General features: G+C 33.6%; 13 protein-coding genes. All 13 read left to right on the forward strand.

What is annotated here, in order from left to right:
- Positions 1–21 precede the first annotated feature (21 nt).
- Complete coding sequence (locus ACQY6M_RS09495; protein WP_428741642.1) at positions 22–561, forward strand: PepSY-associated TM helix domain-containing protein; 540 nt, start codon at positions 22–24, stop codon at positions 559–561.
- A 58-nt stretch (positions 562–619) separates the two neighbouring features.
- Entirely contained in the window at positions 620–2,311 is a 1,692-nt protein-coding gene (locus ACQY6M_RS09500; protein WP_428741641.1) for a glutamine--tRNA ligase/YqeY domain fusion protein, read from the forward strand.
- 225 nt (positions 2,312–2,536) lie between these two features.
- On the forward strand, positions 2,537–3,976 hold the full coding sequence (ricT, locus tag ACQY6M_RS09505) for a regulatory iron-sulfur-containing complex subunit RicT (protein WP_428741640.1): 1,440 nt from the start codon (positions 2,537–2,539) through the stop codon (positions 3,974–3,976).
- A complete protein-coding gene (locus ACQY6M_RS09510; RefSeq protein WP_428741639.1) occupies positions 3,966–4,451 on the forward strand; it encodes a gliding motility lipoprotein GldH in 486 nt (161 codons plus the stop codon). The genes ricT and ACQY6M_RS09510 overlap by 11 nt, the downstream gene beginning before the upstream one ends.
- On the forward strand, positions 4,451–6,745 hold the full coding sequence (locus tag ACQY6M_RS09515) for a penicillin-binding protein 1A (protein WP_428741638.1): 2,295 nt from the start codon (positions 4,451–4,453) through the stop codon (positions 6,743–6,745). Before ACQY6M_RS09510 ends, ACQY6M_RS09515 begins: the two co-directional genes overlap by 1 nt.
- A gap of 36 nt (positions 6,746–6,781) precedes the next feature.
- On the forward strand, positions 6,782–7,483 hold the full coding sequence (locus ACQY6M_RS09520; protein ID WP_428741637.1) for a CoA transferase subunit A: 702 nt from the start codon (positions 6,782–6,784) through the stop codon (positions 7,481–7,483).
- A 2-nt stretch (positions 7,484–7,485) separates the two neighbouring features.
- Positions 7,486–8,139, forward strand: a complete 654-nt coding sequence (locus ACQY6M_RS09525; RefSeq protein ID WP_428741636.1) for a 3-oxoacid CoA-transferase subunit B — start codon at positions 7,486–7,488, stop codon at positions 8,137–8,139.
- 67 nt (positions 8,140–8,206) lie between these two features.
- Positions 8,207–8,968 carry an exodeoxyribonuclease III gene (locus ACQY6M_RS09530; RefSeq protein ID WP_428741635.1) on the forward strand — a complete coding sequence of 254 codons (762 nt, stop codon included), beginning with the start codon at positions 8,207–8,209 and terminating at the stop codon, positions 8,966–8,968.
- 7 nt (positions 8,969–8,975) lie between these two features.
- Entirely contained in the window at positions 8,976–10,490 is a 1,515-nt protein-coding gene (locus ACQY6M_RS09535) for a LysM peptidoglycan-binding domain-containing protein (RefSeq protein WP_428741634.1), read from the forward strand.
- 23 nt (positions 10,491–10,513) lie between these two features.
- Positions 10,514–11,500, forward strand: a complete 987-nt coding sequence (locus tag ACQY6M_RS09540; RefSeq protein WP_428741633.1) for a DUF4837 family protein — start codon at positions 10,514–10,516, stop codon at positions 11,498–11,500.
- Positions 11,501–11,593: 93 nt separating this feature from the next.
- Positions 11,594–12,094, forward strand: coding sequence for a DUF1761 domain-containing protein (locus ACQY6M_RS09545; RefSeq protein WP_428741632.1), 501 nt, complete (start codon positions 11,594–11,596; stop codon positions 12,092–12,094).
- Between the two features lie 117 nt (positions 12,095–12,211).
- Positions 12,212–13,684: a DUF5687 family protein gene (locus ACQY6M_RS09550; protein WP_428741631.1), complete on the forward strand. Its 1,473-nt coding sequence runs from the start codon at positions 12,212–12,214 to the stop codon at positions 13,682–13,684.
- A gap of 21 nt (positions 13,685–13,705) precedes the next feature.
- Positions 13,706–14,401, forward strand: a complete 696-nt coding sequence (locus ACQY6M_RS09555) for an ABC transporter ATP-binding protein (RefSeq protein WP_428741630.1) — start codon at positions 13,706–13,708, stop codon at positions 14,399–14,401.
- Positions 14,402–14,429 lie beyond the last annotated feature (28 nt).

Below are 14,429 nucleotides of genomic sequence, written 5' to 3' on the forward strand. Positions count from 1 at the left end.
GGTTTTCTTTTTATAAATAATATGAAAATTACTAACAGAAGTTTACACAGAGACTTAGCCTATTTTTATGTAGGATTAATTATCGCTTTTTCTTTTTCAGGAATTATTCTTAACCATCGACAAGACTGGTATCCGATGGATTATACTTACGATAATAAACCTTTCGAATTAAAAATACCTTCAAAAGAAAAAGACTTAACTAAAGAATATATTTCAAGGCTAACAGAAGAGATAGGGAAATATGATGGACATAGAGTTAGAGATGGGAAAATCCGCGTGTATTTTAAAGACAATATCATTTTAGATGCGGATGCCAAAACAGGCAAAGGAACAGTTGAGTATAAGAGAAAAGTGCCAATTGTAGGGCATTCTATGTACTTACATAAGTCAACCAACAGTTTTTGGGTTTGGTATTCGGATATTTTTGGTGTAGCCATGTTAGTCATCGCTGTTACAGGAGTTTTAATTCCTTTAGGAAAAAAAGGATTTAGAGGAAGAGGTTGGAAACTAGCTGTTGTAGGTATGTTATTTCCGGTGTTGTTTTTAATATTGTTCTCTTAATATCTTTGGTTAAAACATCAACTAAATTACGTAATTTTGCACTTCAATTTACGAGAAAATGTCAGAAGAAAAGAAATCATTGAACTTTTTAGAGCAAATTATTGAAGAAGATTTGGCAAACGGAATGCCAAAAGAAAACTTGCGTTTTCGTTTTCCACCAGAACCAAACGGATATTTACACATTGGACATACAAAAGCCATTGGTATTAGTTTTGGTTTAGGAGAAAAATATAATGCTCCAGTAAATCTTCGTTTTGATGATACCAACCCAGCAAAAGAAGAACAAGAGTATGTAGATGCTATCAAGAGAGATGTCGCTTGGTTAGGGTATCAATGGGAAAACGAATGTTATTCTTCTGATTATTTCCAACAATTATACGATTGGGCAGTTCAATTGATTAAAGACGGGAAAGCGTATGTAGACAGTCAATCTTCAGAAGCAATGGCTGAGCAAAAAGGAACACCAACGCAACCTGGAGTAGCTGGTCCATATCGTGATAGAAGTGTAGAAGAAAATCTAGATTTATTTACACGTATGAAAAACGGTGAGTTTGACGAAGGAGCTCATGTGTTACGTGCAAAAATCGATATGACTTCGCCAAACATGCTAATGCGTGATCCTATCATGTATCGTATCTTAAAAAAGGCACACCACCGTACAGGAAACGATTGGGTAATTTATCCAATGTACGATTGGACGCATGGAGAAAGTGATTATATCGAACAAATTTCACATTCATTATGTTCATTAGAGTTTAAACCTCACCGTGAGTTGTACGATTGGTTTAAAGACAATGTGTATAAATATAGTCAATCAGAATACCCATTAGCACCAAAACAACGTGAATTTTCTCGTTTAAACTTAAGTTATACTGTAATGAGTAAGCGTAAGTTGATGAAATTGGTTGAGGAAGGTGTTGTTTCTGGATGGGATGATCCACGTATGCCGACTATTTCAGGCTTACGTCGTAGAGGATATACACCAGCTTCAATTCGTAGTTTTGTGGAAACTGTAGGGGTTTCGAAACGAGAAAATGTGATAGATGTAGCGTTGTTAGAGTTTAAAATTCGTGAAGATTTAAATAAAACAGCAAATCGAGTAATGGCTGTGTTGGACCCTGTGAAGTTGGTAATTACCAATTATCCAGAAGGGAAAGAGGAAATTTTAATTGCAGAAAATAACCCTGAAGATGAAAACTCAGGGTCAAGAGAAGTACCTTTTTCAAGAGAATTGTATATTGAAAGAGACGATTTTAAAGAAGAGGCAAATAAGAAATATTTCCGTTTAACGATTGGTAAGGAAGTTCGTTTAAAGAACGCTTATATCATAAAGGGAGAATCTTGTATAAAAGACGAGAATGGAAATATCACTGAAATTCACTGTACCTACGATCCGTTGAGTAAATCAGGTAGTGGTACCGAGGAAAGTAAGCGTAAGGTAAAAGGAACCATTCATTGGGTATCGAAAAAGCATGCTGTAAAAGCTGAGGTAAGAGCTTACGATCGTTTGTTCTCTGATGAAGCTCCAGATAGTCACAAAGACAAAGATTTTATGGAGTTTTTAAATCCAAATTCCTTAGAAAAAATCACGGCTTATGTTGAACCAAGTTTACAAACAGCAAATATTGGAGACCGTTTCCAATTTCAACGTTTAGGATATTTTAATGTGGATGATGATTCAACTTCAGAAGCTTTAGTGTTTAACAAAACAGTTGGATTACGAGATACTTGGGCTAAACAAAATAACTAAGCAAAAAGTATAATAAAGAGTTAATTTATCCCCGTTATTTTCTATAAATGACGGGGATTTTTTTAATAGAAAAATCAATTTTCAATTATCAATAGAATATGTATCTTTACAGATTAAGTAAAGGGGTAATAAAATAATTTTTATCTACCTGAAAATCAATAATAAAAATGTTTTTTGATACTGTAGTAACAGATTTAAAGAGCGTTTTAAAAAATATACTATTGTATGAGTTGTAGCAGTTGCTCAACTAACAAAGACGGTGTACCTAAAGGATGTAAGAGCAATGGAAATTGCGCAACAGGTACCTGCGGAAGTGGAAATAAACTTGCCGTTTTTGATTGGTTATCGAATATGACTTTACCTACGGGTGAAGCTCCATTTAATATTTTTGAAGTCCGTTTTAAAAATGGGCGTAAGCATTTTTTTAAAAATGCAGAAAACTTAACCGTTTCGATGGGTGATATCGTAGCGGTAGAAGGATCTTCTGGTCATGATGTAGGAGTGGTTTCGTTGGCAGGAGAACTTGTAAAAGTTCAAATGAAAAAGCGGAAAATAGATGCCGATAGTGAAGAAGTGAAGAAGATTTACAGAAAAGCATCACAAAAAGACATCGATGTTTGGCAAGAAGCTAGAGACAAAGAACTAGAAACCCAACGAAAAGGAAGAGAAATTATTAGTCGCTTAGGGTTAAAAATGAAACTTTCTGATGTCGAATATCAAGGAGACGGAACCAAAGCTACTTTTTACTATACCGCTGATGATCGAGTAGATTTTCGTCAGTTAATTCGCGATTTAGCAAGTGCTTTTTCTATTCGAGTAGAGATGCGTCAAGTTGGAATGCGTCAAGAAGCTGCCCGCTTAGGAGGTATAGGATCGTGTGGAAGAGAGTTGTGTTGTTCTACCTGGTTAACCGATTTTAGAAAGGTAAATACTGCAGCAGCTCGATACCAACAGTTATCTTTAAATCCATTAAAATTAGCAGGACAGTGTGGTAAGCTAAAATGTTGTTTGAATTATGAGTTAGACTCGTATTTAGATGCTTTACAAAGCTTTCCAAAACAAGATAGAGTATTAAAAACAGAGAAAGGAGATGCCGTTTTTGTTAAGATGGACATCTTTAAAAAGCTACTTTGGTATACTTACAAAGAAGAGAGTTTTAAGTGGTATAAATTATCGCTAGATCAGGTTAATGAAATTATAGATATAAATAAAAATAATGAACTTGCTTTACCGTTAGAAGAATACGAATTAGAAATTACAGAAGAGGCTCAAGCCGATTTTGAAAACGTTGTTGGTCAAGATAGTTTAACTCGTTTTGATGTGCCTAAGAAAGGACGTAATACTAGACGAAAAACTAGAAAACAAGTAAATAAAAAAGAAGGAAGTTCTACTTCTGATGCTAGCCAAAAGAAAAAGCCACAAGCTAAGCAGGTAAAACCAGAAGAAGGAACAAAGCAACAGGAGAAAAAACAAGTTGATACTAGGAAACCAAAACCTAAAAACAACCCTAGAAATAGAAAACCTAAAACAGAGGCGAAACCAGAAGAAAAGACCACACAAAGTCAAAATAAGAAGCCGAGAAATCAACGAAGAAGACCGAATAATCAACAACGTAAGAAAAACAATAGCGATAATAGAAAAAACAATCCTAATAATGAAAAGTAAAATTGTCCTACTTTTTTTTGTAACGATGCTAATTGCTTCTTGTGATTCAAACAGTGCTTTTGACGAGTATCTGGCACTTCCTAATAGCACATGGAGTAAGACAAATACAATACAGTTTACTTTTCCTGTTACTGATTCCATTGGTAAAAAAAATCTGTACATAAATCTTAGAAACAATAAAGATTATGAGTACAGTAATCTTTTCTTAATAACACAAATGGACTTTCCTGATGGCCAAATAATTGTTGATACACTGGAGTACGATATGGCAGATGTAACTGGGAAGTTTTTAGGACAAGGTTTTTCAGATATTAAAGAAAATAAACTTTTTTATAAAGAAAAAATAACATTTCCAAGAACAGGAAATTATACTTTTAAAGTTCGACAAGCTATGCGAAAAAATGGAGAGATAGAAGGTATAGAGGAACTAAAAGGTATTACTCATGTTGGATTTAGAATTGAAAAAACACAATAATGGCAGAGAAAAAAACAACAAACTTTAGTAAATATATTAAATGGTTTTGGGGTATCGTTTTAGGCGGTTTCCTTTTTGTTTGTTTGATATTTTTAATGGCATCATGGGGAGTATTTGGTGCACTACCTACTTTTGAAGAGTTAGAAAATCCTAAAAGTGATTTAGCAACAGAAGTAATTTCTGCTGATGGTAAAACATTGGGTAAATACTATGTAAAAGCTAACAGAACACCAATTCAGTATAAAGATTTACCACAAAATATAGTTAAAGCATTAGTGGCTACTGAAGATGAGCGTTTTTACGAACATTCAGGAATTGATTTTAGAGGAACAGCAAGAGCGGTTGCTAATTTAGGTAGATCAGGAGGAGCAAGTACCATTACGCAACAGCTAGCTAAAAACTTGTTTAATAAAGGTGGTTCAAGTAATATTTTTAAAAGGCTTTCACAAAAGTTAAAAGAATGGGTTGTAGCTGTTAAACTTGAACGTCAATATACCAAAGAAGAAATCTTAACCATGTATTTAAACACCCAAGATTTTATCTTTAATGCGGTAGGTGTTCGTTCGGCAGCACGTATTTACTTTGGAAAAGAGCCAAAAGATTTAGACTTGCAAGAATCGGCTATTTTGGTGGCGATGTTAAAAAACCCACGACAATATAATCCATATAGAGAGCGCTCAAAAGATAAATCGCTTGAGCGTAGAAATGTGGTTTTTGCTCAAATGGAAAAGAATGGGTTTATTACAGAAAAAGAAAAAGACTCATTGCAAAAATTACCGTTAAAAATAAACTTTACACCAGAAAGTCATAGTGATGGATTGGCAACCTATTTTAGAGAGCATTTAAAGCAGTTTTTAAAGAAGTGGGCAGAACACAATCCTAAACCAAACGGTGAACCGTATAATATCTATAAAGATGGATTAAAAGTATATGTAACTATTGATTCTCGCATGCAACAATATGGAGAAGAAGCAATGGAAGAGCATATGGCAAACCTTCAGTCTTTCTTTGATAAAGAACAAAAGAGAAATAGAACAGCCCCTTTTTATGATTTAGATAAAGAAGAAATTAATAGAACGCTAAGAAGAGCAAAACAAAATTCTGACCGCTATAAAAGCATGAAAGCGGCAGGTAAATCGGAAAAAGAAATAGATAAGGTTTTCAATACAGAAACCGATATGCGTGTTTTTAGTTGGAAAGGAGAACGAGATACTGTGATGACTCCATACGATTCTATTCGTTATTATAAGCAAATTTTACGTTCAGGTTTGGTTGCTATAGAACCACAAACAGGACACATAAAAGTATGGGTAGGAGGAATCAATAATAAATACTTTAAGTACGATGCTGTTGATCAACAAAAACGTCAAGTAGGATCTACATTTAAGCCTTTTGTATATGCTACGGCAATTAATCAGCTAAAAATGTCACCTTGTGATAAATTGCCAAATACTCCTTATACCATTCCAAAAGAAAAATATGGAATGCCGTTAGATTGGACGCCTAAAAATGCGAATAATAAGTATGGTGGTGAAATGACGTTAAAAGAGGCACTAGCAGGTTCTATAAACGTAATTACAGCGCAATTAGTAGATAAAGTATCCCCAATTAACGTGGTAAGATTAGCTGAATCTGCAGGGATTGAGTCGAAAATTGAAGCAAATCCTTCAATTGCCCTAGGAGCAATTGATTTATCGTTAATGGAAATGGTAAGTGCCTATTCAACGTTTGCTAATAAAGGGTTACGTGTAAGCCCTATGATGATTACTCGAATTGAAGACAAAAATGGAACCGTTTTACAAGAATTTGTACCAAAAACGAAAGAGGTATTGAGTGAGGAATCTGCCTATGTAATTTTAGACTTGATGAAAGGGGTTACTCAATCTGGTTCTGGAGCTCGTTTACGTTCTAGTTATACGAATGCAGGTGATGCTGCTACTGGTTTTCCATATAAGTTTACCAATCCAATTGCAGGTAAAACAGGAACTACCCAAAATCAATCTGATGGATGGTTTATGGGAATTGTACCAAATTTAGCAGCTGGTGTTTGGACAGGTGGTGAAGATAGAGCTACACACTTTGCAGGAATTAGATATGGGCAAGGAGCTACCATGTCATTACCTACTTGGGCGCTATTTATGCAAAAATGTTATGCAGATAAAACATTAGAGATAAGCAAAGAAGACTTCGAAAAGCCAGAAGACTTAAGTATTAATATAGATTGTACAAAAAAAGTCGTTGACGAAGAAGGAGGAGAGGAGAAAGAAACAAAACCTGACGATACAGATTTTTAGTACAGTAAACTATTGTTTTAAAACACAACAACTACAATGATAAATAAAAAAGTAAATAACGTACAAGAAGCATTAGAAGGTGTAAAAGACGGAATGACTTTTATGTTAGGTGGATTTGGTTTATGCGGAATACCTGAAAATGCTATTGCGGAGTTAGTAAAAATGGGGGTAAAAGATGTTACTTGCATTTCTAACAATGCAGGAGTTGATGATTTTGGTTTAGGATTATTACTACAAAATCGTCAAATCAAGAAAATGATTTCTTCATACGTAGGAGAAAATGATGAATTTGAACGTCAAATGTTATCAGGTGAATTAGAGGTTGAATTAACACCACAAGGAACCTTAGCAGAAAAATGTAGAGCTGCACAAGCAGGTTTTCCAGCATTTTATACACCTGCAGGTTATGGAACAGAAGTGGCTGAAGGTAAAGAAACACGTGAGTTTGACGGAAAAATGTACGTACTTGAACCCGCTTTTAAAGCTGATTTTGCCTTTGTAAAAGCTTGGAAAGGTGATGCTGCTGGAAACTTAATTTTCAAAGGAACTTCAAGAAACTTTAATCCAAATATGTGTGGAGCAGCTACCATTACGGTTGCAGAAGTGGAAGAGTTAGTTCCAGTTGGAGAATTAGATCCAAATCAAATTCATATTCCTGGGATTTTCGTGCAACGTATTTTTCAAGGAGAAAAATATGAAAAGAGAATAGAACAAAGAACAGTAAGACAAAGAAGCTAGTTATGTTAGATAAAAACGGAATAGCGAAAAGAATCGCAAAAGAAGTAAAAAACGGATATTATGTAAATCTTGGTATCGGAATTCCAACATTAGTAGCCAACTTTGTTCGTGATGATATTGAGGTAGAATTTCAGTCAGAAAATGGTGTTTTAGGAATGGGACCTTTTCCTTTTGAAGGAGAAGAAGATGCTGATATTATCAATGCAGGGAAACAAACTATTACAACCATGCCAGGAGCGAGTTTTTTTGACTCAGCCATGAGCTTTTCAATGATTCGAGGAAAGCATGTTCATTTAACCATTTTAGGAGCGATGGAAGTTGCCGAAAACGGTGATATTGCAAATTGGAAAATACCTGGAAAGATGGTAAAAGGAATGGGTGGAGCAATGGATTTAGTAGCTTCTGCAGATAACATCATTGTGGCAATGATGCATACTAATAAAGCAGGAGAATCTAAATTATTAAAAAGATGCTCACTACCATTAACTGGTGTAGGTTGTGTTACGAAAATTGTAACCAATTTAGCGGTGTTAGAAATTAAAGACAATAAATTCTACTTGTTAGAAAGAGCTCCAGGGGTTTCTGTTGAAGAAATTCAAGCAGCCACTGAGGGAACTCTAATAGTAGAAGGAGACATCCCAGAAATGGATATTTAACAAAATTATAGGATTAAAAAAAGACGTAAAGCATTATGCTTTACGTTTTTGTATTTTAAATAAATAGATGAAAATAATCTCATACAATGTAAACGGAATACGTGCCGCATTAAAAAAAGGATTTATCGACTGGTTACAAGCAGCAAATCCTGATGTAATATGTATTCAAGAAACCAAAGCACATAAAGAACAGTTAGATATAACCGAGTTTGAAAATGCAGGATATCCATATCATTACTGGTTTTCAGCAGAAAAAAGAGGGTATTCGTCAGTGGCTATTTTTTGTAAAGAAGAGCCTAAAAATGTGGCATACGGAACTGGAATTGAGTCTATGGATTTTGAAGGGAGAAACCTTCGTGTAGACTTTGATGAGGTTTCTATAATGAGTATGTATTTACCATCAGGTACCAATGGTGAGCGCTTAGACTTCAAGTTTAAATATATGGATGAGATTCTTGAATATGCAACGGAATTGAGGAAAGAAATTCCAAACTTAGTTATTTGTGGAGATTACAACATTTGCCATGAAGAAATAGATATCCACAATCCGAAAATGAAAGGAGTTTCTGGGTTTTTACCTGAAGAACGTGAATGGTTAGGGAAATTTATTGATAGTGGATTTATTGATAGCTTCCGTCATTTACATCCAGAAAAACAAGAGTACTCTTGGTGGAGTTATCGAGCAAATGCCAGAGCAAATAATAAAGGTTGGCGTATTGATTATAACATGGTAGCTGAACCGTTAAAAGATAAAATTTCAAGAGCATATATTTTACCAGAAGCAAAGCACTCAGATCATTGTCCGATTGCTGTTGAATTAGATTTATAAAACCAACATGAAAAAATTACTAACATTACTACTTTTTACAACATCCATCATAGCACAACAACCCGTTGATAGTCTTTTGGTAGCAAAAGATAGTACTGATGTGGATTTAATGGCAAATGATTCTATAAATCCAGCGCAAAATCAAGAACTATTTTCTTCAGAGGATTTAAAAGTGATTGATAGTTTATTGTTAGAAGAAAAATTTAATTCGTCGTTATTTGATAGCATACAATATGTAATTAACGATAAAGATATTCTTGGTAATACAACTACGATACTTACTACGGAGTTATTAAAGAAAAGGTTACATGATCTAAATGTAAAAACTCCATTTCTTTTAGAGTATAATCCAGCACTGGAAAAAGTAATCAATGGATATTTAAAATACAGAAAGAAATATTATCCCGCATTGATGGCTCGTGCTAAGTATTACTTCCCAATGTTTGAGCAATATTTAGATCAATATGATATTCCTTTAGAAATGAAGTATCTGGCAATAGTAGAGTCTGCGCTAAGACCTGATGCACGTTCTAGAGTAGGAGCGACGGGTTTATGGCAATTCATGTATGGAACAGGAGTTCAGTTTGATTTAAAAGTGAATTCTTATGTAGACGAACGCCAAGATCCTGTAAAAGCTACTATTGCAGCATGTCAATACTTAAGTCAGTTGTATAAAATTTTTGATGATTGGGATTTAGCTTTGGCGGCATATAACTCAGGTCCAGGAAACGTTACCAAAGCGATAAAACGTTCAGGAGGATATAAAAATTACTGGAATATTCGTCCTTTTTTACCTAGTGAAACAGCAGGATATGTACCGGCATTTTATGCCACAATGTACATTTTTGAGTACGCGGATAAACATAATTTGTATCCAGAAGCTCCAAAAATTTTCCATTTTGAAACAGATACAGTTCGAGTAAAAAGAACAGTTAGTTTTGATCAAATTTCTGAAAAGACAGGAATCGATACTGATTTATTGTCTTTCTTAAACCCATCATATAAATTAGACATCATTCCGTATGTAAAAGAAAAAGATTACGCTGTTCGATTGCCTCGAAGAGATATGATGAACTTTTTAGAGAAAGAAGAAGATATTTACACATTGGCCAATGAAGATGATGCGAAAAGAGAAAAACCATTACCTAAGTATTTTGAAATGGACAAGCGCATTCGTTATAAGGTGCGAAGTGGAGATTATTTAGGTAAGATTGCAAACAAATTTGGAGTTAGGGTAAGCGATATTAAACGTTGGAATGGTTTACGAACACATCATTTAAAAATAGGGCAAAGATTAAGTATTTACCCAAAGAAAATGGCGATTCCGAAGGAGGTTTCTCAGAAAAAATATAAAGAGCCAACAGGCGAGCATGAAGTGTATGTAGTTAAAGAAGGAGATTCATTATGGACGATTTCAAAAAAGTATCCATCAGTTTCTATCGAAGAAATTAAAAAATGGAACAATATTTGGAGTGCTAAAAGTTTAAAGCCAGGAATGAAACTTAAAATATTTAAAAGTTAAACAACTACTAAACACAATCAACTATGAAGAAACTAGTATGCCTATTTGCATTGATTTTTATAACAATATCCTGTAAAACAGGAGGAAAAGATTATGTATTGCCAACATCAACAGGGAATACTAATAAAATTTTGGTTGTTATTAAAGCGAATGATTGGGATGGCAGAATAGGAGATGAAATCCGCACTGTATTTGGCGAGCACCAGGTGGGATTACCACAACCTGAAACATTACTATCTGTAAGTCAAATAGACCCTACAGGGTTTAAAGGGTTTATGAGAAATGCCAAAGCTGTTTTAATCGTTAGAGAAGGAGAGAAAGATAAAATAGTAGTAGAAAAGAATAAATACGCTGCACCTCAAATATTAATTTACGCAACAGCAAAGAATAAAGATGGTCTTGTAAATTTAATTCGTAATAAAGGGAAGGAGATCATCAAATTATTCAAAGATGCAGACATTAAGTTCGCGCAACGTATCTTTAAAAAAGAGCGAGTAGACGAAAATCAGTTTAAGACAATTAAAAAATTAGGAGTTGCTATAGATATTCCTAAGAGATTTAATTTAGTTGAAGATACAGGTGACTTTTTGTGGTTACGTCAACATTTAAAAAGCGGAATTGCTAGAGGAGATGGAACGAATAATATTTTGCTTTACAGTTACCCGTTAGAAGATGAAAATAAAGTGGCAGACAATATTACTACGATGAGAGATGTTGTGGGTGAAAAATATATTCCTGGAAGTAAAGAGGGAATGTATATGATAACTGAACAAGCTTATACGCCATTTACGTACGATGCTCAAATTGATGGAAAAAAAGCGTACGAAACTAGAGGGAAATGGGAAGTAAAAAATGATTTTATGGCAGGGCCTTTTATCAATTACACTGTTATAGATAAAGAACATAATAGAGTGGTGGTTTTTGAAGGATTTACCTATGCTCCATCCGTAAACAAACGAGATTTTATTTTTGAATTAGAAGCTATTGGTAAATCATTAAAAATAAAATAAGACATAAGTACATAACTACTATAGTAAAAGCATCAAATGTTAATTTGATGCTTTTTTGTTATATTTGATTGTAAACCAAAACTTTATATTCTTATGAAATTTAATATTTTAATTACTGCACTTGCTGCATTAGTTCCTATGATTGTGGGATTTATTTGGTATGGTCCTATGCTTTTTAAAAATGCATGGATGAAAGAAGTCGGTTTTACCGATGAATCTACGAAAGGCTCAAATATGGGGCTTATTTTAGGATTAGCATACGTGCTTAGTTTTTTACTGGCCTTTATTTTACAAACATTGGTGATACATCAATGGGGGGCTCAGTCAACTTTAATGGGAGAACCCGGTTTTGTAGAGCAAACAGGTGGTGCTTATGCATACTTTCAAGAGTTCATGGCAAATTTTGGTGATCGTTTCAGAACCTTTAAACATGGAGCTTTACACGGAACAATGATTGGGTTGTTTGTAAGCTTACCTATTTTAGGTACGCAAGCATTGTTTGAAAGAAAGAGTGTAAAATATGTGTTTATCAATGTAGGATATTGGATTATAAGCTTAGCATTGATGGGAGGAGTTATTTGTCAATGGGCATAAGGAATTCTTCTGATAATAAATAAATCAAAAGCATCAATTTTAAAAATTGATGCTTTTTTATGTAACAAAAAGTTGTGAGAAAAGACATATAAAGAAATCAACCAAACAAGTAACTAAATGATTACACATTTTTTAAAGTTGGAGTGGAAACAATTTTTTCGCTCATCATATTTTGGTAAAAGCATAGCGCTTAAAGTTATCATGGGCTTTTTTGCATTGTATATGTTAACTTCATTTTTAATGATAGGTATTGGGAGCTATTTTTTTATTAAAAAAGAATATCCAAATGCTGATCCGCTATTGTTTGTAAATGGGGTATTAATTTTTGTATTGGTAGCTGATTTAATCTTTCGCTATTTAATGCAAAAACTTCCCGTTTTAAATATCAAGCCATTCCTTAATTTACCCGTAAAAAAAGACAAGTTAGTGCATTTTGTATTAAGAAAATCAGCCTTTTCATTTTTCAATTTTATGCCAATGTTCTTTTATATACCATTTTCGGTGGTATTAATTGGTGAAGGGTATGATGTTCCAGGAGTTTTAGGATGGTTATTTTTAATGTTTACTTTGGTGTTGAGTGCTAACTACATCAATTTTCTTATCAATAAAAACAACTACGCTTTAGGAGTAATGATTGCCGTTTTAGGTTCATTGTTTTTAGTTAATAAGTACGAAATATTTAGCATAACAGATCTTTTTGCACCTATTTTCCAATCAGTATATAATAATCCTGTTTTATCTTTTATAGGAGTGTTTCTATTAGCAGTAGTATATTATATAAACTTTAAACTGTTACGAAGTAAAGTATATTTAGATGATGCCATAAAAAGCAAGGATGAAGTAGCCAAATCTGCTGATTTATCTTTTGTTGATAAATTAGGAGATGTAGCTCCATTTATAAAAAATGACATTCGACAAATTTGGAGAAATAAGCGTACTAAAACGGTGTTTTTTATGTCATTTCTATTTCTTTTTTATGGAGCAATTTTCTTTGGAGAAGAAACATATAGAGTGAAAATGCCCGCCTTTTTAGTCTTTGCTGCCATATTTGTTACAGGAGGATTTACTCTTAATTATGGGCAATTCATTCCTGCATGGGATAGTGAGTATTACAACATGATTATGAGTCAGAATATTCGTTACCGAAAATTTTTAGAGAGCAAGTGGTATTTGATGGTTGTAGTTTCATCTGCACTATATTTATTGAGTATTCCTTATGCATATTTCTACGGATTAGATATTTTCTTGATGATAACAGCTGGAGCTATTTTTAATATCGGATTCAACTCATTGTTTTTACTATTTGCGGGTTCATTTAACAGAAAGCGAATAGATTTAAATAAAAGCGGATTTTCTAACTACCAAGGTACAAGTGCGACACAGTTTTTAATCATTATTCCAATCATGGGAGTACCAATGTTTTTATTCTGGATTTTTAACAAGTTTGTAAGCTTCAATGCTGGGGTTTTAGCTATTGCCATTGCAGGAGCACTTGCATTAGCATTTAAAAACTACTTTATGAACTTGATAGAAAACAGGTATATCAAAAACAAATACGCAGCAATTCACGCATTCAGCCAAAAATCATAACCAAACTTAAAACAGCATAAAATGATATCAATAGATAATATTTCAAAAACTTACGGAACGACTCAAGTTTTAAACCTTGAAAATATACAGATACCAACTGGACAATCTTTTGGATTGGTAGGAAATAACGGAGCAGGAAAAACAACATTATTTAACTTGTTGTTAGATTTAATTCGACCAACAACTGGCGAAATTATAAATAATGAGGTCGTTGTAAATAAGAGTGAAGACTGGAAAACATTTACAGGATCGTTTATTGACGAAACTTTTTTAATTGGATATCTAACTCCCGAAGAATATTTTGATTTTGTTGGAGATTTACGAGGAATGAATAAGGCAGATATTCAAGGGTTTTTAAGTCAGTTTGAAGAGTTTTTCAACGATGAAATTTTAGGGAAAAAGAAATACTTACGAAGTTTAAGTAAAGGAAATCAGAAAAAAGTAGGGATAGTTGCTGCAATGATGGGAAATCCACAAGTGGTTATTTTAGACGAACCTTTTGCAAATTTGGATCCTACTACACAGATCCGATTAAAAAAGATAATCAAAACCTTAACAGATAATAAAGAGGTTACCGTATTAGTTTCTAGTCACGATTTAAGTCACGTAACTGAAGTTTGCGAACGAATCGTAGTTTTGGATAAAGGACAAATGGTAAGAGACATTAATACATCACAAGAGACCTTGCAAGAATTAGAGAGTTATTTTTCTGCTTAAAATAAGATTAAAATCACCTTATAATTAT

The organism is Tenacibaculum sp., from assembly GCF_050290165.1.
In the GTDB taxonomy this organism is placed as follows: Bacteria; Bacteroidota; Bacteroidia; order Flavobacteriales; family Flavobacteriaceae; genus Polaribacter.

What these genes read in the sequence shown, in the direction of transcription:
- ACQY6M_RS09510 (WP_428741639.1), top strand. Translation starts at nt 3,966, where the DNA reads ATGAAAAGTAAAATTGTCCTACTTTTTTTTGTAACGATGCTAATTGCT.
- ACQY6M_RS09550 (WP_428741631.1), top strand. Translation starts at nt 12,212, where the DNA reads ATGATTACACATTTTTTAAAGTTGGAGTGGAAACAATTTTTTCGCTCA.
- ACQY6M_RS09535 (WP_428741634.1), top strand. Translation starts at nt 8,976, where the DNA reads ATGAAAAAATTACTAACATTACTACTTTTTACAACATCCATCATAGCA.
- ACQY6M_RS09495 (WP_428741642.1), top strand. Translation starts at nt 22, where the DNA reads ATGAAAATTACTAACAGAAGTTTACACAGAGACTTAGCCTATTTTTAT.
- ACQY6M_RS09555 (WP_428741630.1), top strand. Translation starts at nt 13,706, where the DNA reads ATGATATCAATAGATAATATTTCAAAAACTTACGGAACGACTCAAGTT.
- ACQY6M_RS09520 (WP_428741637.1), top strand. Translation starts at nt 6,782, where the DNA reads ATGATAAATAAAAAAGTAAATAACGTACAAGAAGCATTAGAAGGTGTA.
- ACQY6M_RS09540 (WP_428741633.1), top strand. Translation starts at nt 10,514, where the DNA reads ATGAAGAAACTAGTATGCCTATTTGCATTGATTTTTATAACAATATCC.
- ACQY6M_RS09530 (WP_428741635.1), top strand. Translation starts at nt 8,207, where the DNA reads ATGAAAATAATCTCATACAATGTAAACGGAATACGTGCCGCATTAAAA.
- ricT (WP_428741640.1), top strand. Translation starts at nt 2,537, where the DNA reads ATGAGTTGTAGCAGTTGCTCAACTAACAAAGACGGTGTACCTAAAGGA.
- ACQY6M_RS09545 (WP_428741632.1), top strand. Translation starts at nt 11,594, where the DNA reads ATGAAATTTAATATTTTAATTACTGCACTTGCTGCATTAGTTCCTATG.
- ACQY6M_RS09515 (WP_428741638.1), top strand. Translation starts at nt 4,451, where the DNA reads ATGGCAGAGAAAAAAACAACAAACTTTAGTAAATATATTAAATGGTTT.
- ACQY6M_RS09500 (WP_428741641.1), top strand. Translation starts at nt 620, where the DNA reads ATGTCAGAAGAAAAGAAATCATTGAACTTTTTAGAGCAAATTATTGAA.
- ACQY6M_RS09525 (WP_428741636.1), top strand. Translation starts at nt 7,486, where the DNA reads ATGTTAGATAAAAACGGAATAGCGAAAAGAATCGCAAAAGAAGTAAAA.